Consider the following 17,965-nt stretch of genomic DNA (forward strand, 5'->3'; position numbering starts at 1 on the left):
GTGTTCCGCCCACGTGATGGCCGCAATGACGCGCTTCCCACCTATCCGGCCATGCCGGGTGCGCTCCGCGCGCGGATAGGATCGGCACATCATGACTGCAACCCTCGTCGCCAAGAAGCTCACCGCCGCGCACGGTGAGCGCACCCTCTTCGCCGATCTCGACCTCGTCGTCGCCCCCGGCGACGTCATCGGCCTCGTCGGCGTGAACGGCGCCGGGAAGTCCACCCTGCTGCGGCTGCTCGCCGGGCTGGACACCCCCGAGACCGGGGAGCTGCGGCTCTCCCCGCCCGGAGCGGCCGTCGGCCACCTCCCGCAGGAGCCGGAGCGCCGGCCCGCGGAGTCGGTCCGGGAGTTCCTGGCCCGCCGTACGGGTGTGGCGGCCGCGCAGGCCGAGCTCGACGCGGCGACGCAGGGTCTGGTGGACGGAACGCCGGGCGCGGACGACGCGTACGCGACCGCGCTGGACCTGTGGCTCGACCTCGGCGGCGCCGATCTCGACGAGCGCGCCCAGGAGGTCGCCGACGAGCTCGGCCTCGCCGTCGGTCTCGACCTCCCCATGACGGCGCTCTCCGGCGGTCAGGCGGCCCGCGCGGGCCTCGCCTCGCTCCTCCTCTCCCGCTACGACGTCTTCCTCCTCGACGAGCCCACCAACGACCTGGACCTGGACGGTCTGGAGCGGCTGGAGCGGTTCGTCAAGGGGCTGCGGGCCGGCACGGTCGTGATCAGCCACGACCGCGAGTTCCTGACCCGGACGGTCACCAAGGTCCTCGAACTGGATCTCGCCCAGCAGCAGATCAACCTCTACGGCGGCGGCTACGACTCCTACCTGGAGGAGCGCGAGCGCGCCCGCAACCACGCCCGCGAGGAGTTCGAGGAGTACGCGGGCAAGAAGTCGGCCCTCGAAGGCCGGGCGCAGATGCAGCGCAACTGGATGGACAAGGGCGTGCGCAACGCCCGCCGCAAGGCCTCCGACAACGACAAGATCGGCAAGAACCTGCGGGGCGAGTCGAGCGAGAAGCAGGCCGCCAAGGCCCGTCAGACGGCGCGGGCGATCGAGCGGCTGGAGGTCGTCGACGAGCCCCGCAAGGAGTGGGAGCTGCGCATGGAGATCGCGGCGGCCCCGCGCTCCGGCGCGGTGGTGGCCACCCTGCGCGAGGCCTCGGTCAAGCGCGGGGACTTCTCCTTCGGCCCGGCCAGTCTGCAGATCGACTGGGCGGACCGGGTGGCGATCACCGGGGCCAACGGCGCCGGCAAGTCGACGCTGCTCGCCGTCCTGCTGGGCCGGCTGGCCCCGGACTCCGGCTCCGCCACCCTCGGCTCCGGCGTCCTGGTCGGCGAGGTGGACCAGGCCCGCGGCCTGTTCCTCGGCGACGAACCGCTGCTCGAGGCCTTCTGCGCGGCGGTCCCCGAGACCGAGCCGGCCGAGGTCCGCACCCTGCTGGCCAAGTTCGGCCTGAAGGCGGCGCACGTCCTGCGCCCGGCGGCCACCCTCTCCCCGGGCGAGCGCACCCGTGCGGCGCTGGCCCTGCTCCAGGGCCGCGGGGTGAACCTGCTGGTCCTGGACGAGCCGACGAACCACCTCGACCTGCCGGCGATCGAGCAGTTGGAGGCCGCCCTCGACGCCTACGAGGGCACCCTCCTGCTGGTCACGCACGACCGCCGGATGCTGGACGCGGTGCACGTGACCCGCCGCCTGGAGGTCTCCGGCGGCAGGGTCACCGAGCTCTAGGCCGTGTCCGCAGGCCGGTCCGGGCGGGTCGCGATGTCCGTGGCCCAGGCGCGGAAGGCCCGCATGTCCCCGGGCGGGATGCGGAGTTCCCCGGGCACGAGGTCGGAGCCTGCCGCGTCGAGGAGGTCGGCGAGGCCGAGGTGGAACCAGTCCTGGTGAACGGAGTTGTAGGCCGCCATGAGCGGCCGGACCCGCTTCCGGATCGCAGCCGCCTCGGTGGCGTCGACCCCGGCGGCGGCCAGCCGGTCCAGGGTCGCCGCCCGGTGCCGGCGGTCGAACTCGGTGTCGAGGAACGGTTCGAGCAGATCGCCCCAGACGTCGGGCCGCGAGCGCACCGGGATCCCGTTGTCGGTGCAGAACCGCTCCAGTTCCGTCCTCAGGGCGGACGTCACGAAGACGATCTCCCCCGAGCGGGTGCGGATCTCCGGCGGAACGGCCGCCGGGTCGGCCTCCTGGACGGCCGACGCGTGCAGCACGCCTCCGGGCGCGGCGTCGGGCAGCGCGCCGTCGTGTTCCGGAAGGCGGACGCGGTCGCCGTCGAAGTGCGGGTCGACAATCACCCGGACATGATCTCCCACGACCGCGCCGCACGGGTGGGCCTGCGCGAGATCGCCGGTTCCGGTCCCTCGCGACGGCCCCGGTACCCGGGGACAGGGCCCGCTCAGGCCTCCCGGTCCGCCGGCGGCCGGCGCTTGCGGGCCATCCGGGCGGCCACGAACGTGCGCGGCAGGTGGCGGGCGGCGAGGGCGTACGCGCGGTAGCGGCGGCCGGTGATGCTCACCGGGCGGCGCAGGGCGAGGTCCTTCAGGGCCTGCGCGACCACGGCCTCCGGCTCCAGCCAGACGGCGTCGCGCAGCGCGCTGACGTCCATCCCGGCGCGCTCCTGGAACTCGGTGCGGGTGAAGCCGGGGACCACGGCGAGCACCCGGACCCCGTACGGCGCCATGTCCACCCGCAGAGACTCGCTGAAGGCGGTGATCCAGGCCTTGGCGGCCCCGTAGGTCCCGGTCGGCAGGAGTCCGGCCACCGAGGAGACGTTGAGGACCGCGCCCCGGCGGCGTGCGCGCAGGCCCGGCAGTACGGCGTGGGTGAGCCGGAGCGGGACCTTGACCAGCAGGTCCAGCATGCGTTCCTCGTCGTCGACCGGGCTGTACGGGAACGGCGCGGGCAGCCCGAAGCCCGCGTTGTTGACCAGGATGTCCACGGGCCGGGCCGGGTCGGCGAGCCGCTCGGAGACGGCCGCGCAGTCCGCCGGGTCCAGCAGGTCGGCGGGCAGCACCTCGGACGCGGTGCCGTACTCCCGGGCCAGTCCGGCGGCGACGGCGTCGAGCCGTTCCTTGTCGCGGGCGACGAGGACCAGGTCGCAGCCCTTGGCGGCGAAGCCGCGGGCGAAGGCCGCGCCCAGTCCGGCACTGGCGCCGGTGATCAGTACGGTGGTCAAGACTCTTTCACTTCCTTGTGGTGGCGGGCGCGGCGTACGCCTGGGCGACGTCGACGAGGAACCGGGCCTCGTCCGCCAGGTCCCCGCCCTCCTGCGAGGTGTGGATCGCGGCGGGCAGTTCCAGCGCGGCCGCCTCGCCCGGCTGCCCGGTCGCTCCGTCGAGCTTGGCCTGCCGGGCCTCCTTCAGTACGCGGGCCAGCGCGGCGGCGGTGGCCCGCTGTTCGGGGACCCCGTGTCCGGTGACCTGGCCGCGGGCCTGTTCCAGGGCGCCGGGGGCCACGTACTCGCCCAGGATCAGGATCGCGTCGCGCGTCTCGATGACCTTGCGGTACACGAGCAGGTTGCGCGGGACCGGCGGCCACAGCAGCTCCATCACCCGCCAGGCGCGCGGCTTGTTGAGCGCCACGTGCGGCACCGCTTCCACCAGGTCGCGCCACAGCGGCCACAGCCGCCAGGCGGTGGCGATGTCGGCGCAGGTGCGCCGGAGGGTGAACAGGGTGGGCACCAGGATCGCGGCGGCGCGCAGCAGGCCGTGCAGGTTCATGAGCAGCGGGAGGGCGGGCATCGCCCAGGTGCTGCCGAACAGGGCCTTGAGCAGGTACGCCAGCCAGAACAGCCCGGCGAGCGCGGTGCCGAGGCCGAACAGCCGCAGGCCGGCGGCCAGGCCGCGGCTCTCGGTACGGCGGCTGTAGCGCGAGCACAGGCCCACGCAGACGATGTTGGCGGTCACGTGCGCGGAGATCAGCACGAGCCAGTACGCGAAGGAGGGCACCGGGTCGCCGGCCGGCGGCATGGTGTGCGTGCCGTGGCCGGGCGCGGCCACGTCCAGGGCGAGGAGGGCGCCGAGCCAGGCCACGGTGGCGACGCAGGCGGTGAGCTGGAGCCGGCGGCCACGGGTGGTGGCGGCCACGAAGTAGAGGACGGCGCCGGCCGACAGCACCCCGATGAGGTTGCGGACGAGGCCGATGGTGTGGGCGTAGCCCGGACCGCGGCTCATCGCGTACGAGACGACGTCCGGGAGGTTGAGGGTCATCGCGGCGGCGGCGGTGGCGACGGCCAGCCACAGGCCGCGCTGCTGGGGGGAGCGCAGGGCTCCGGGGGCGCGGAGCAGGACGGCGGTCCACAGGCACACCACGCTGGGGACGGCGAGCCAGTTGCCGAAGGCGGTCAGGTCAGCTGCCATCGTTGCCCCGCTCGTATCCCATGGCGGACTCCAGCCGGGCCAGGGTGCCGCGCGCGCCGTTCGCGGACCGAGGGCCGGCGTTCGCCGTGCGGATGCGGATCATGCTGGCGAGCATCTCCGCCTCCTGCTCCTGGCGGGTGGTGTAGTTGGTGCGCCCGAGCACCACGGGGGCGTTCCCGTCGGTCTCCTCCCCTTCGAGGGAGTGGTGGCCGAAGAGGATGTGGCCCAGTTCGTGGAGGACGATGTGCTCCCGGTGCAGCGGGGTGGTCTGCGCCTCGTAGAAGACGTAGTCGACGCTGGCCGTGCCCACCCACAGTCCGCAGACTCCGGACTCCGCCGCTTCCTTGGGGAGCGGATGGAGCCGGATGGGGCGGCCGCGGCGCTCGGCCATCCGTCGGCACAGGTCGTCGAGGGAGAAGGGGTGGGTCAGATCCAGATGGCCGAGAATCTGCTCGCACCTCTTGCGGATGCTGAGTTGCCGGTGGGGCATGTGATCCCTCTTCGGACCCTTTCCGGGGCAACGGTGGTAGGCGTGTGTGGGCATGGGCATGACGTCCTGTGCCTTCGAGGCGGCCTCGGGGAATGCGGTCCTGAGGGAAAAACGCGGAAGCCCGTCCGCCGAGTGACGAACGGGCGTTCCACCATGCCTACAGATCTTGTACGGGAGTTGGCAAGGCAAGTCCCCTGGTGGGGAAGCTATTCGGCCACTCCGGACGAAGACCGGCACACGCCGGGTGGCTGCAAGACACCCATGACGGCTCCTGACGGCTCCTACTTCTTGCGGCGCTCCTCGGGGGCGGTGAGGCCCGCACGGCGCAGGGCGTCGGCCATCGCGCTGTTGGCGGGGGCGGGGGCGCTGCCGCCGCCCTGCCGACGACCCTGGCCGCCGCCCTGGCCGCCCTGGCCGCGCTCGCCCTGACGGCCCTGGCCGCGTTCGCCCTGGCCCTGGTTGCGGCCGCCCTCGCGGGTTCCGGACCCACCGCGCTGCTGCGGCGGACGGCCACCGCCGCCACCGCCGCCGCCCCGCCGGTCCTCGCGCTGCCGGGGAGCGCCCGCGCCGCGCTCCGCCCCGGCCTCGTCCTCCAGCCGCAGGGTCAGCGAGATCCGCTTGCGCGGGATGTCCACGTCCATGACCTTCACGCGGACGATGTCGCCCGGCTTGACCACGTCCCGGGGGTCCTTGACGAAGTTCTTCGACAGCGCCGAGACGTGGGCCAGCCCGTCCTGGTGGACGCCGATGTCGATGAAGGCGCCGAAGGCGGCCACGTTGGTGACCACGCCCTCCAGGATCATCCCGGGAGCCAGGTCGCCGATCTTCTCGACGCCCTCCTTGAAGGTGGCCGTCTTGAAGGCGGGGCGCGGGTCACGGCCCGGCTTCTCCAGCTCGCGCAGGATGTCCGTGACGGTGGGCAGACCGAAGGCCTCGGTGACGAACTGCTCGGGCCGCAGCGAGCGCAGCACGCCGGAGTTGCCGATCAGGGCCGCCACCTCGCTGCCCGCCGTCTTCGCCATGCCCCGGACCACCGGATAGGCCTCGGGGTGCACGCTGGAGAAGTCCAGCGGGTCGTCCCCGCCGCGGATCCGCAGGAAGCCCGCGCACTGCTCGTACGCCTTCGGGCCGAGCCGGGCCACGTCCTTGAGCCCCTTGCGGCTGCGGAAGGGGCCGTTGGCGTCGCGGTGGGCCACGATGTTCTCGGCGAGGCCGCCGCTGATGCCCGACACCCGCGAAAGCAGGGGCGCGGAGGCGGTGTTGACGTCCACTCCGACGCCGTTCACACAGTCCTCGACGACCGCGTCGAGCGAGCGCGAGAGCTTCACCTCGGACAGGTCGTGCTGGTACTGGCCGACACCGATCGACTTGGGGTCGATCTTGACGAGCTCGGCGAGCGGGTCCTGCAGGCGGCGGGCGATGGAGACCGCGCCGCGCAGCGACACGTCCATGTCCGGCAGTTCCTGCGAGGCGAAGGCGGAGGCCGAGTACACGGAGGCGCCCGCCTCCGAGACCATCACCTTGGTGAGCTTCAGCTCCGGGTGGCGCGTGATGAGGTCCCCGGCCAGCTTGTCGGTCTCGCGGGAGGCCGTGCCGTTGCCGATGGCGACCAGCTCGACGGCGTGCTCCTTCGCCAGCCGGGCGAGCTTGGCGAGGGACTCGTCCCACTTGTTGGCGGGCACGTGCGGGTAGATCACGTCCGTGGCCACGACCTTGCCGGTCGCGTCCACGACGGCGACCTTCACGCCGGTACGGAAGCCCGGGTCCAGGCCGAGCGTCGCCCGGGTGCCGGCGGGGGCCGCGAGCAGCAGGTCGCGCAGGTTCGACGCGAAGACCCGTACCGCCTCGTCCTCGGCGGCCTGGCGCAGCCGCATCCGCAGGTCGATGCCGAGGTGCACCTGGATCTTCGTACGCCAGGCCCAGCGGACGGTGTCGGCCAGCCACTTGTCGCCGGGGCGGCCGCGGTCGCTGACGCCGAAGCGGCGGGCGATCATGCCCTCGTACGTGGACGGGCCCGGCTCCTCGCGAGGCTCCTCCGGCTCCAGGGTGAGGTCGAGGACGTCCTCCTTCTCGCCGCGCAGCATGGCGAGGACGCGGTGCGAGGGCAGCGCGGTGAACGGCTCGGCGAAGTCGAAGTAGTCGGCGAACTTGGCGCCCGCCTCCTCCTTGCCCTCACGGACCTTCGCCGCGAGCCGGCCGCGGCCCCACATGCGCTCGCGCAGCTCACCGATCAGGTCGGCGTCCTCGCCGAACCGCTCGGTGAGGATGGCGCGGGCACCCTCCAGGGCGGCCGCCGGGTCGGCGACGCCCTTGTCGGCGTCGACGAACGCGGCCGCGGCGGCGGCCGGTTCCACCGACGGGTCGGCGAGCAGGCCCTCGGCGAGCGGCTCCAGACCGGCCTCGCGGGCGATCTGCGCCTTGGTGCGCCGCTTGGGCTTGAAGGGCAGGTAGATGTCCTCCAGCCGGGCCTTGGTGTCGGCCGCGGCGATCCGCGCCGCCAGTTCGTCGGTGAGCTTGCCCTGCTCCCGTACGGAGTCCAGGACCGCCGCGCGGCGGTCCTCCAGCTCCCGCAGATACCGCAGCCGCTCCTCGAGGGTGCGCAGCTGGGCGTCGTCGAGCATCTCGGTCGCTTCCTTGCGGTAGCGCGCGATGAACGGCACGGTGGAGCCGCCGTCGAGCAGCTCGACGGCGGCCTTGACCTGCCGCTCCCGTACGCCGAGCTCCTCGGCGATCCTGCCTTCGATGGACGTCGTCACGATCGGGTCCCGCCTGCCTTCGTTTGCACTGGAAGGCTGCCAATTGTGGCAGGTGGCGGTGGCGGACGGCGGGAACCCTGCCCGCCCGGTGGTCAGGCCCGGCCGAAGAGGTCGCGCGGGAAGGCCCCGGCGCCTATCGCCTTCGTGACGAAGACGCCGCCGAGTTCGGCGAGCCGGGCCAGCCCCTCCTCGCCCAGGTGCTCGTACGGGGCCGCGTCGAGGCGGTCGGTGTCCGCCTCCAGGCGTTCGCGCACGGCCTTGCCCTCGTCGGTGAGCTCGCCGTCGGCGTCGAGGATGCCGCGCTCGCGCAGCCGCTCGGTCGCGGCGTCCAGGTCGGACTGCTCCCAGCCGCGGATGGCCTTGATCCACTTCGCGGACATGCCGCGGCCGGTGGCGGTGTGGCTGATCAGGGCCTCCACCGGGTCCAGGCCCGCGAGGAGCAGGGCGGCGAGGTGGCCGTCGCCGCGGTGCTCGCGCAGCAGGGTGGTGGCGTGCCACAGGCGCAGGTGCGGTGCGTCGGGGACGGGGAGGTCGGCGTGGGCGGCGTAGAGCGTGCGCGCGTGCCGGGTGCAGGCCTCGGTGGCGAGCATGGCCAGGTCGGCGGCCTCGGCGATCTCGGGCGAGCCGACGGTCTCGGGCCCGAGGAGCCGGCGCAGGGTGCTGTCGGCGGCCCGCAGCCGGGCGGCGAGGACCTGCTCGGGCGTGGCGGTGTCCCACACGGCCGGCAGGTGCCGGGCGATCAGGTCGTGGCGGTAGTTGTAGAACGTGGCGGTCACCGTGCCGGGGCCGACGGCGCCCATGGCGGCGGAACGGCTCGCGAGGTTGACGGCGACCGGGTCCTTGATCCCGAGGGTGGCGAGCTCCTTGCCGAGATCCGGCGAGAAGTAGATCGTCGCGTGCAGCGGGTTGATCGCAGCATGCCAACAGCGACGGGCGGCGAGCAGGGGAAGCGTCATGCACGGCAGGTTACCGACTGTTCGGTATGCCGGGTAGGGGCAGAGCCGGGTGGCCCGGGTCTCACCCGGTGATGGGGATTCGCCCTCGCCAGCGCCGGGGCGTATGTAGCGTGCGGGGTAGGCGCCGGACGGGTCCGGCGGTGCCGGGCGAACGTGGGGTCACGCTCGTTCACGGGTCCGCGTTTCGCGTCGTTTCGCGCGGGTCCGGCCGTACCCGGCCATCTCGGCAACATCCGGCAGTCGACGAGGTGTCGACTGTTTCGAGCGAGGAGTGCGCGTGGCCTACGGCCAGCCCCAGCCCCAGCCCCCTTATCCGTACGCTCCGCCGCCGGTACCGGTGCGGCCGTGGTGGCAGACCGGCGGGGCCCGTTTCGGGTTCATCGGCGCGGCAGCCGTCCTCATGGCGGTGGTGGAATCGCTGGGCGTCCTGGCCATGTTCGCCTCGATGGCCATGGTCTGGGTCACCACGAAGGGGCTCCGGCATCCGTGGCAGGTGTGGCTGCGGATCGTCGCCACCGTGGGCGCGCTCATGCTGTGCGCGATGGTCGCGGCGGTCGCCCACCCGGTGAAGGACGAGCCCGGGGCGAAGTCGGCTGCCGCGCCGCCGCCCTCCCCCTCGAAGGCTCCGGAGGAAGCGGCGGGGAAGGCGCTGCCACAGCTCGTGGACTTCACGGGCAAGGGCCTGGCCGACGCGCGGCAGGGTGCGGAGGCGGCCGGGTACGCGGTGGGCGTGCGGGATGCGTCGGACCAGTCCCGTAACGTGCTGGTGACCGGGAACTGGACCGTCTGCTTCCAGAAGGTCGGCGATCAGGCCGGCGGCGCCGGTGGGAAGAGGAGCGTGGACTTCTCGGCGGTGCAGACGGGTGAGCCGTGCCCGAAGGAGAGCGGCGGTGCGCTCCCGTGGCCGGTGATGCCGAACGTCGTGGGCGCCACGTACAACAAGGCCGTCGCCGATCTCAAGCAGGCGGGTGTCCCGGTGGCGCAGGTGAAGCTGGAGGACGTGTACCTGGACACGGACACCCCTACGGCGGAGCAGGCCGCGCAGGACGGCGAGGAGTGGCACGTCTGCTTCCAGGCCCCGGACAAGGACACCAAGGTCACGTCGACCACTACGGTCCGCCTGGACCTCGGGAAGTGGAGCGATGCCTCACTGGTGAAGCAGTGCCCGGCCGCGAAGGGCACCACGTACCTGATTCCCGCGAATGATCCGGACTACAAGCGTCCCGGCAGCCCGACAGGCGACGACGACTCGTCCGGCTCGGGCGGCACGACGGGCGGCACGACGGGCGGCAGCAGCGCGAAGACGGTCCACCCGGGCTCGTTCTGCTCTCCGGCCGGCGCAGTCGGCACCGCGAACGGGAAGACGTACACGTGCAAGGGCCCGGATCGGAACCGCTGGCGCCCGTAACCCTCGTACTCCTGGCGTCACGGCCCCTCCGTCCACCCGGGCGGAGGGGTCTTTCCGTGGGGGCGAGCTCGCGCAGGAGGCCCGGACCGACTGCCTCAGGCCAATCCGCGGCCAAGCGGAAGCGGACCGCGGCTCGTTCGGCGTCTTCCTCGCGGACACGCCCGGGCCGTCCGGGGCGGATCCGGTGCAGCGGCGGGGGTCCCTGCTCCCGGCGCGGCCCCCACCCGGTGGATACGAATTTCGGACACATGGCGATCGTGTGACAGCAGGGGCCATGGACATGACCTGAGCCGCCACGGGTGAATACGGTCGAGCGACAAGGCCTTGGACCACCGTGTGAACCGATCTGTCTCCCCTACCACTTGGAGCCATTCGTGCACCGCAAAGTCATTGCCCCGAGCGTGCTCGCCGCTTCCCTCCTGCTGGTGATCCCGGCGTCGGCGGCGGGTTCGGGTTCGGGCGCCCCGGGTATCGGCGATCCCTACTACCCGGCCAGCGGCAACGGCGGATACGACGTGTCGCACTACGACCTGCGCCTGCAGTACCAGCCGAAGACCGATCTGCTGGAAGGCACGGCCACCCTGCTGGCCACCGCCAAGCAGGACCTGACCCGTTTCAACCTGGACTTCGGCCTCCAGGTCAGCGAGATCCGGGTCAACGGGGTCAAGGCGAAGTTCGCCACGTCCGGTTCCCACGAGCTGGAGGTCACCCCGGCGAAGCCGCTGGCGCGCAACACCCCGCTGTCCGTCGTCGTCAAGTACGCCGGGAAGCCCTCCGAGCTGAAGGTGGACGGCTGGACGGCCTGGCAGCGCACGCCCGACGGCGGGGTCGCGGCGCAGGAGCCCGACTCGGCGGTCTGGTGGTTCCCGAGCAACGACCACCCGCTGGACAAGGCCACGTTCGACATCTCGGTCAACGTGCCCGACGGCACCCAGGCGATCAGCAACGGCGTGCTGCAGTCCCAGACCTCGCGGCTCGGCTGGACCCGGTACAACTGGCGTTCCAACAAGCCGCAGGCGACCTACCTCGCCACTCTCGCCGTCGGCAAGTTCGACATCACCACCGACAAGACGGCGAGCGGCCTGCCGATCCTCAACGCGTACAGCAAGGACCTCGGCGACAACGCGGGAGCGGCCCGCGCGAGCGTCGAGCGGACCGGCGAGGTCGCCGAGTGGCTGGAGGGGGTCTTCGGGCCGTACCCCTTCAACGCGCTGGGCGGCTACGTGCCGAACGTGACCGCCGGCTTCGCGCTGGAGACGCAGACGCGGCCGTTCTACGGACCGGGGCAGTTCCGCAACGGGGCCAACGTCTCGGTGGTCGTGCACGAGCTGGCGCACCAGTGGTACGGCGACAGCGTGTCCGTCGAGGGCTGGAAGGACATCTGGATCAACGAGGGCTTCGCCCGCTACAGCCAGTGGCTGTGGTCGGAGAAGGAGGGCGAGGGAACGGCGCAGGAGCTGGCCGACTGGGCCTACGCCCTGCGCCCGGCCGAGGACGCGTTCTGGCAGGTCAAGCCGGGTGACCCGGGTCCGGAGAACCAGTTCCACGGCGCGGTCTACGACCGCGGGGGCATCGCCCTGCAGGCGCTGCGCAACGAGATCGGCGACGAGAAGTTCTTCGAGATCCTGAAGGGCTGGCCGACCGAGCGGGCCTACGGCAACGCCAAGGTCGGGGACTTCGTCCGGTACGCCGAGAAGGTCTCGAACAAGCCCCTCGCGCAGCTCTTCGAGACCTGGCTCTACACCCCGGGCAAGCCGGCGGCCTCGGCCCTCAACCCGTCGGCGGCCAAGCCCTCGGCCCGCTCGCCGCAGCAGACCGCCCCGGCGAAGCCCGCCGCGGAGCCGAGGTCCTGGAAGAAGATCGCGGAGACGAACACGATCCACGACACCGAGCACGGCTCCGGGCACGGCCCCGGGTCCGGCTCCGGGTCCGGCTCCGGGTCCGGCTCCGGGTCCGGCCACCGGCACTGAGTCCGTCTCGGCCCCGCGCACCGCGCACGGGCTCCCGCATCGGTCGGGGGCCCGTGCGTCCCGGGGCCGTCAGCGGCCTCCCGCATGCCACGCGGCCCGCGCCCGGTAGGCGATGGGCAGGTACCGCAGCCGCTCCGGCAGCAGCGGTACGAGGAGCCGTACGGCCGTGCTGAACCGCCGGAGCGTGCGCTCCTGGGCCGCGCTCCACTCCAGCCCGATCGCGGCGCGCGCCTCGGGCGGCATGTATCCGACGGTGACGAAGGCCCGTAGGCGCAGGAACGCGGCCCGCAGCACCGGCCAGGTGAGCCTCAGCAGCAGGCGCACGGCGGGCGAGCCGGCCTCCGGCCGGGGCAGGCGCACCTCGGTGGAGATCAGCTCGCGGGCGACGGCGGTGGGCTCGATCTCCTCGGCCAGCATCCGGCCCCAGTAGGTCCAGTACTCCTCGATGCTCTGCGGCATGTCCCGGTCGTGCAGGCCGAGGATCCGCCCCACCTGGAGCCACTCCTGGTAGAGCTGCCGCTCCTGGGCGGGGGTGAAGCGGCGCAGCAGGTAGCGCCCGGCGTACAGGTAGACCGGGAAGCCGGTGGCGTGCACCCAGGCGTAGCAGGCGGGGTCGAGGGAGTGGTAGCGGCGGCCCCGGGTGTCGGTGCCCTGGATGTCCTTGTGCAGGCGGCGCACCCGGCGGCCCTCCTCGGCCGCCTCCTCCCCGCCGTACACCCACAGCTGGACCGAGCGCAGGGAGCGCTCGCCGCGGCCCCAGGGGTCGGTGCGGAAGACGGAGTACTCGTCGACGCCGGCCGCGATCGCAGGGTGGGCGACCTGCATGGTGAAGGCGGCGGGCAGCATCAGCAGGGCCCTGACGTCGCCTGCGATGGTCCACAGCACCCCGCCGGGCGGGGGCGGCACGGGGTCGGTGCGGCGCGTGGCCGCAGGTCGGGCGGGGTGCGCCGAGTCCGTCTTCGTCATATGACAAGTATGCGAGCACCGGACGGCCGTCTCACGGACAGAAAGTCTCTGCACGGGTGTTACCCAGAGGTAACTGCTGCTGCTTGTATGACGGCGTCGATCTTCCCCCGCAGGAATGATGGAGACCTTCATGCTGCTTTCCTCGCCCCGCTCGCGTCGCGCCGCCGCCACGGCCGTCGCCGCGGTCGCCGCGGGCGCACTGGCCGCCGCCACCGCGCCGGCCGCCTCGGCCGCGGAGACCGCCGCCGCCCCGCGGCTCAGCGTCCTGTCGTACAACGTGTTCCTGATGAGCAAGAACCTGTACCCGAACTGGGGCCAGGACCACCGGGCCGCCGAGATCCCCAAGGCCTCCTTCTACCAGGGCCACGACGTGGTCGTGCTCCAGGAGGCCTTCGACAACAGCGCCTCGGACGCGCTGAAGGCGAACTCCGCCGCGCAGTACCCGTACCAGACCCCGGTCGTCGGCCGCAGCAAGAGCGGCTGGGACGCCACGGGCGGCGCGTACTCCGCCACCACCCCGGAGGACGGCGGGGTCACGATCCTCAGCAAGTGGCCGATCGTCCGCAAGGAGCAGGTCGTCTACAAGGACGCCTGCGGCGCCGACTGGTGGTCCAACAAGGGCTTCGCCTACGTCGTCCTGAACGTGAACGGCACCAAGGTGCACGTGGTCGGCACGCACGCGCAGTCCACCGACCCGGGCTGCGGCGCGGGCGAGGCGGCGGAGATGCGGGCCCGTCAGTTCCGGGCCGTGGACGCCTTCCTGGACGGCAAGAACATCCCGGCGAACGAGCAGGTCATCGTGGCGGGCGACCTCAACGTCGACTCGCGCACCCCCGAGTACGCGAGCCTGCTCGCGAACGCCGACCTCGCCGGCTCCGACAGCCGCACGGGGCACCCGTACTCCTTCGACACCGCGCTCAACTCGATAGCGAACTACCGCTACCCGACCGACCCGCGCGAGGACCTGGACTACGTCCTCTACCGCAAGGGCAACGCCCGCCCGGCGGGCTGGGAGAACAACGTGGTCAAGGAGCAGTCGGCCCCCTGGACGGTCTCCAGCTGGGGCACCTCGTACACCTACACCAACCTCTCCGACCACTACCCGCTGATCGGACGCTAGGCCGTATCCGCGAAGCAGCACCGGCCGGGACCCCTCCGACGGGCCCCGGCCGGATCTCCACGCCGTCTGCAGCTACTTGATGTTGTGGGAGAACAGATCGTGCCCGCAGTTGCCGCAGTCCTCGGGGTCGTCGGAGTGGCCGGAGTGGCCGAACGTGAACCCCTGGCAGGTGCAGATGAGGCAGTTGGTCGCTCCTGACCCGTTCGTGAGGCCCACGGCATCCATGCGGGCACGAGCCTGCCTGTGCACCTCACGGAGTTGCGCCCGCACCTCTCCTATTTCGGCCCCGTTCTGTTCGAGGACCTTCTTCTGGGCATCCGTCAGGTCCGTTTCGGTGGTCACTGTCCCTCCTCCTCGCAGACGCCGGACAGGATGAAGCACTGCTTCCATCGTCTCCCGACCGGGCGGCAGCGGCATCCGGACCGTCCCGCTCTACCGGACCTCGTGCGGCTCCTCGTACAGGCCGTCGATCAGGGCGCCGTACTTGGCGCGGACCACGCGGCGGCGGAGCTTGAGCGAGGGGGTGAGTTCGCCGGTCTCGGGGCCCCACTCCTCGGTCAGCAGCCGGTAGCGCTTGATCTGCTCGGTGCGGTTGAGGCGGGCGTTGGCCGCCGCCACCGCGCGGGCGATCTCCTCCCGGACGGCGGGGTGCGCGGCGAGTTCGGACGGGGTGGCGGCCTCGATGCCCCGGGCGGTGGCCCAGACCGGGGCCAGTTCCGGGTCCAGGACCAGCAGGGCGACGAGGTAGGAGCGGCCGTCGCCGTGCACCAGGGCCTGGCCGATCAGCGGGTGCTCCTTGACCGTGTTCTCCACCAGGGCGGGCGAGACGTTCTTGCCGTTCGAGGTGATGATCAGTTCCTTCTTGCGGTCGGTCAGCCAGAGGAAGCCGTCCTCGTCGACCCGTCCGATGTCCCCCGTCGGGAACCAGCCCTCGGTGTCCGCGGCGCTCTCCACCGACCCGTCCGGCCGCAGGTAGCCGCCGAAGACGGTCGCCCCGCGGGTGAGGATCTCCCCGTCCTCGGCCAGCTTCAGCTCCAGCCCCTCGATCGGGCGGCCCACCGAGCCGAGCCGGAAGCCGTCCGGGCTGTTGACCGTGCACACGCCCGAGGTCTCGGTGAGCCCCCAGGCGTCCATGATGGTGATGCCCCAGCCGGCCCAGAAGCGGACCACGTCGATCGGCATCGGCGCGGTGGCGCTGGCCGTCCACACCAGCCGGTCCATGCCCGCGAGCCGCAGCAACGGGTCCAGCACCTGCTCCTTGGCCGCGGCGTACGAGGCTTCGAGTGCGGCCGGCACCTCCTCGCCGCGCTCGCGGTGCCCGGCCCGGGCGCGGGCCAGGTCGCCCGCGGCCTCGATGGCTCCGCGCTGCGCCTCGGGGAGCTGCGCGAGGACCGCGCGTACGGAGGCGGCGAGCTTCTCCCACACCCGGGGTACGCCGAAGAACTGCACCGGGTGGAGCTCGCGGACCGCCCCCGACACTGCGGCGGGGTCGGCGCAGAGCCGCACGTGCGAGGCCCGCAGCAGGGGCAGGTAGATCCCGAGGACCCGCTCGGCTATGTGCGCGAAGGGCAGGTAGCAGATGTGCTCGGCGTGCTCGGGCAGGTCCACGTGCCGGTCGAGGCGGATCGCCTGGAGCATGAGGTTGCGGTGGGTCAGCCGTACGCCCTTCGGGTCACCGGTGGTGCCCGAGGTGTAGACGACGGTCAGCGGGTCCTCGGGACGGGTCTCCTGCCAGGCCTTCTCGAAGGCGTCGGTGCGGTGGAGCCTGGCCCCGCCGGCGTACAGGGAGCCGTAGGTGGAGTGCCCGCCGGCCTCTGCGGCCTCGGCCACGACGAGACGCTCCAGCGGCACGTCCGGATCGGCCAGCAGCGGCTCCCAGCGCAGGAGTTCGCGGGCGCCCTCGACGACGGCGATCCGGGCCCGGCTGTGGCGGGCGATGTGGGCGATCTGCTCGGGCGCGGAGGTTCCGTACACGGTGACGGGCACGGCGCCGAGGTGGACGAGGGCGAGGTCGCTGAGCCAGTGCTCAGGGCGGTTGCCCATCATCATCAGCACGTGCTCGCCGCGCTCGACGCCGAGGGCGGTGTATCCGGAGGCGAGGACGGCGACCTGGCGGCGCACCTCCCTCCAGGTGAGGGTCGTCCACTCGGCGGCGCCGGGGCCGGCCCGCCAGGAGAGGGCGGGGAGCTCCCCGTACTCGGAGGCGTTGCGGGCCAGCAGGGCCGGCAGGGTGATCTCTTCGGGTCGTCCGGGCAGTCGCAGGTTCGTGGTCATGGGCAGCTCCTGGCCGTTTCACATCGTTGGTGCGACAGCAATACTGTTGAACCCAAGCTGTGGAGCAGAGAGCGAGGCGCAGACGATGGCCGACCAGGCACCCGAGCCGATGCTCACCGTCGACGAGCTGGCGGCCAGGGCGGGCGTCACCGTGCGCACCGTTCGTTTCTACAGCACCCGCGGGCTTTTGCCCCCTCCCGTGATCGGCCCTCGTCGGGTGGGGCACTACGGGCCGGAACACCTGTCCCGGCTGGCACTGATCGAGGAGCTGCAGCACCAGGGCATGACCCTGTCCGCCATCGAGCGCTATCTGGACGCGCTGCCCGACGATCTGAGCGCCCACGACCTGGCCATCCACCGCGCGATGGTGGCGAGTTGGGCTCCGGACGCGGCCCAGGAGGCATCGCGGGAGGAGCTCGAGAAGCGGGCGGGGCGGAGCCTGTCGGACACCGATGTACGGCGGCTGACGGCGATGAACGTGCTCGCCGCCTCGGGGGACGGGTTCCGGGTGGACGTGGGGCTGCTGCGGCTGGGGGTCGCGCTGCTCGACGTGCCGATCGCCCACGAGACGATCCTGGCGGCGCGCCGGGTGCTGATGGAGCACGCCAGGTCGGCGGCGCACGAGCTGACGGCGCTGTTCCGGGACGAGGTATGGGGGCCGTTCACGGAGGGCGAGAGCGATCCGGAGCGGGTGGAGTCGATGAAGGCGCTGTCGGCGCACATGCAGCCGATGGTGGTCCAGGCGCTGGTGACGGCCTTCCAGCGGTCACTGCGGGAGGAACTGCGGGCCGCCTTCGCCTCGGAGCCGGAGCCGGAACCCGGGGGCTGAACCGGGGGCCGAGCCGCAGCCGGTACCCGGGGCCGAGCCGGAAGGGTGACCGGAGGCGGACGGCGGGCCGCGAGCCGGGCCTGACCGGCAGGACACCACCCAGCGCCCGGTAGTTTGTGGATCATGGCAGTCATTCACCGCACCACCATGTCGCCCGGCAAGCTCGAACTCCTCGCCGGCTGGCTGCCCCTGCGCCCCTGGTACCGGGGTGGCACGGGTGGCCCGCAGCTCTCCAAGGCCGGTGGTTTCCGGCTCGACGACCCCGAGGGTGAGGTGGGCATCGAGTTCATGGTGGTCACCGACACCGCCGGGGACGGGCCGGTGACCTACCTGGTCCCGCTCACCTACCGCGGGGCTCCGCTGGAGGGGGCCGAGGACGGCCTGATCGGCACCTCCGAGCACGGTGTGCTGGGCCGTCGCTGGATCTACGACGGGACCCACGACGTCGTCCTGGTCGAGCAGTTGCTGGCCCTGCTGGCGGGCGCCACCACGGCCCAGGACCAGAACGACAGCGGCGCCCCCGACCCGACGGTCGAGGTCCGTACCGAGGGGGCCGGGGTGCCGCAGGGCCTGACCGGCCCCGGGACCGTGACGGACACCGCCGACGCGAGCCTGGTCACCGTGGGCCCGGCCAGGCGGGAAGGCCCGGCGGCGACCCTGACCGTGTCCCGCGTGCTGCGCGGCGGTCCCGCCCCCGCCGGGGACGGCGTACCCGGACGGATCCTGGCGGGCTGGTCCGCCCCGGACGGCGCGCGGCGGCACGGGCTGTTCGCCCGCCTGACCGCGTTCGAGGACTGACAGGACGGACGCCCCGGGCCCGCTCGCGGGCGGGCCCGGGGCCGT

The 17,965-nt window shown here is 72.5% G+C and carries 15 protein-coding genes; 6 read left to right on the top strand and 9 right to left on the bottom strand.

What is annotated here, in order from left to right:
• Positions 1–91: 91 nt before the first annotated feature.
• Complete coding sequence (locus tag KO717_RS05990; RefSeq protein WP_301364815.1) at positions 92–1,729, top strand: ABC-F family ATP-binding cassette domain-containing protein; 1,638 nt, start codon at positions 92–94, stop codon at positions 1,727–1,729.
• On the opposite strand, the gene KO717_RS05995 is transcribed toward KO717_RS05990, so the two are convergent.
• The 6 genes from KO717_RS05995 to KO717_RS06020 form a co-directional block, all read right to left on the bottom strand.
• Positions 1,726–2,289 (bottom strand): hypothetical protein, encoded by a 564-nt coding sequence (locus KO717_RS05995; protein WP_301364816.1) that lies wholly within the window; start codon positions 2,287–2,289, stop codon positions 1,726–1,728. The genes KO717_RS05990 and KO717_RS05995 overlap by 4 nt on opposite strands.
• Before the next feature lie 101 nt (positions 2,290–2,390).
• Positions 2,391–3,170 (bottom strand): SDR family NAD(P)-dependent oxidoreductase, encoded by a 780-nt coding sequence (locus KO717_RS06000; RefSeq protein WP_301364817.1) that lies wholly within the window; start codon positions 3,168–3,170, stop codon positions 2,391–2,393.
• Positions 3,171–3,177: 7 nt separating this feature from the next.
• Positions 3,178–4,353 carry an MAB_1171c family putative transporter gene (locus KO717_RS06005; protein ID WP_301364818.1) on the bottom strand — a complete coding sequence of 392 codons (1,176 nt, stop codon included), beginning with the start codon at positions 4,351–4,353 and terminating at the stop codon, positions 3,178–3,180.
• Positions 4,343–4,843 (bottom strand): ImmA/IrrE family metallo-endopeptidase, encoded by a 501-nt coding sequence (locus KO717_RS06010; RefSeq protein ID WP_301364819.1) that lies wholly within the window; start codon positions 4,841–4,843, stop codon positions 4,343–4,345. Before KO717_RS06010 ends, KO717_RS06005 begins: the two co-directional genes overlap by 11 nt.
• A 281-nt stretch (positions 4,844–5,124) precedes the next feature.
• Positions 5,125–7,599 carry a Tex family protein gene (locus KO717_RS06015; protein WP_301364820.1) on the bottom strand — a complete coding sequence of 825 codons (2,475 nt, stop codon included), beginning with the start codon at positions 7,597–7,599 and terminating at the stop codon, positions 5,125–5,127.
• Between the two features lie 92 nt (positions 7,600–7,691).
• Complete coding sequence (locus KO717_RS06020) at positions 7,692–8,555, bottom strand: SCO6745 family protein (RefSeq protein ID WP_301364821.1); 864 nt, start codon at positions 8,553–8,555, stop codon at positions 7,692–7,694.
• A 277-nt stretch (positions 8,556–8,832) separates the two neighbouring features.
• On the opposite strand from KO717_RS06020, the gene KO717_RS06025 reads away from it, so the two are divergent.
• The gene (locus KO717_RS06025) at positions 8,833–9,963 is read left to right on the top strand and encodes a PASTA domain-containing protein (RefSeq protein WP_301364822.1); all 1,131 of its coding nucleotides are present in this window, start codon (positions 8,833–8,835) and stop codon (positions 9,961–9,963) included.
• A gap of 374 nt (positions 9,964–10,337) precedes the next feature.
• Positions 10,338–11,933 (top strand): M1 family metallopeptidase, encoded by a 1,596-nt coding sequence (locus KO717_RS06030; protein ID WP_301364823.1) that lies wholly within the window; start codon positions 10,338–10,340, stop codon positions 11,931–11,933.
• A gap of 69 nt (positions 11,934–12,002) precedes the next feature.
• On the opposite strand, the gene KO717_RS06035 is transcribed toward KO717_RS06030, so the two are convergent.
• A complete protein-coding gene (locus KO717_RS06035; protein WP_301364824.1) occupies positions 12,003–12,899 on the bottom strand; it encodes an oxygenase MpaB family protein in 897 nt (298 codons plus the stop codon).
• A gap of 130 nt (positions 12,900–13,029) precedes the next feature.
• Between KO717_RS06035 and sph the strand changes: the two genes are divergently transcribed.
• Positions 13,030–14,019 (top strand): sphingomyelin phosphodiesterase, encoded by a 990-nt coding sequence (gene sph, locus KO717_RS06040; protein WP_301364825.1) that lies wholly within the window; start codon positions 13,030–13,032, stop codon positions 14,017–14,019.
• Positions 14,020–14,091: 72 nt separating this feature from the next.
• Here sph and KO717_RS06045 read toward each other — a convergent pair whose 3' ends face one another.
• Together KO717_RS06045 and KO717_RS06050 are read right to left on the bottom strand one after the other, a co-directional pair.
• Positions 14,092–14,361 carry a hypothetical protein gene (locus KO717_RS06045; protein ID WP_301364826.1) on the bottom strand — a complete coding sequence of 90 codons (270 nt, stop codon included), beginning with the start codon at positions 14,359–14,361 and terminating at the stop codon, positions 14,092–14,094.
• A 90-nt stretch (positions 14,362–14,451) separates the two neighbouring features.
• The gene (locus KO717_RS06050; protein WP_301364827.1) at positions 14,452–16,293 is read right to left on the bottom strand and encodes an AMP-dependent synthetase/ligase; all 1,842 of its coding nucleotides are present in this window, start codon (positions 16,291–16,293) and stop codon (positions 14,452–14,454) included.
• A gap of 85 nt (positions 16,294–16,378) precedes the next feature.
• Between KO717_RS06050 and KO717_RS06055 the strand changes: the two genes are divergently transcribed.
• Both KO717_RS06055 and KO717_RS06060 read left to right on the top strand, forming a co-directional pair.
• Positions 16,379–17,122, top strand: a complete 744-nt coding sequence (locus tag KO717_RS06055) for a MerR family transcriptional regulator (protein ID WP_301364828.1) — start codon at positions 16,379–16,381, stop codon at positions 17,120–17,122.
• A gap of 123 nt (positions 17,123–17,245) precedes the next feature.
• Entirely contained in the window at positions 17,246–17,920 is a 675-nt protein-coding gene (locus KO717_RS06060) for a maltokinase N-terminal cap-like domain-containing protein (protein ID WP_301364829.1), read from the top strand.
• Positions 17,921–17,965: the final 45 nt, after the last annotated feature.

It is taken from the genome of Streptomyces xanthophaeus (assembly GCF_030440515.1).
GTDB classification, from domain to species: domain Bacteria; phylum Actinomycetota; class Actinomycetes; order Streptomycetales; family Streptomycetaceae; genus Streptomyces; species Streptomyces kutzneri.

Coding starts and splice junctions, on each gene's coding strand:
- KO717_RS06010 (WP_301364819.1), bottom strand. CDS start 4,843: ATGCCCCACCGGCAACTCAGCATCCGCAAGAGGTGCGAGCAGATTCTC.
- KO717_RS06005 (WP_301364818.1), bottom strand. CDS start 4,353: ATGGCAGCTGACCTGACCGCCTTCGGCAACTGGCTCGCCGTCCCCAGC.
- sph (WP_301364825.1), top strand. CDS start 13,030: ATGCTGCTTTCCTCGCCCCGCTCGCGTCGCGCCGCCGCCACGGCCGTC.
- KO717_RS05990 (WP_301364815.1), top strand. CDS start 92: ATGACTGCAACCCTCGTCGCCAAGAAGCTCACCGCCGCGCACGGTGAG.
- KO717_RS06060 (WP_301364829.1), top strand. CDS start 17,246: ATGGCAGTCATTCACCGCACCACCATGTCGCCCGGCAAGCTCGAACTC.
- KO717_RS06055 (WP_301364828.1), top strand. CDS start 16,379: ATGGCCGACCAGGCACCCGAGCCGATGCTCACCGTCGACGAGCTGGCG.
- KO717_RS06035 (WP_301364824.1), bottom strand. CDS start 12,899: ATGACGAAGACGGACTCGGCGCACCCCGCCCGACCTGCGGCCACGCGC.
- KO717_RS06020 (WP_301364821.1), bottom strand. CDS start 8,555: ATGACGCTTCCCCTGCTCGCCGCCCGTCGCTGTTGGCATGCTGCGATC.
- KO717_RS06050 (WP_301364827.1), bottom strand. CDS start 16,293: ATGACCACGAACCTGCGACTGCCCGGACGACCCGAAGAGATCACCCTG.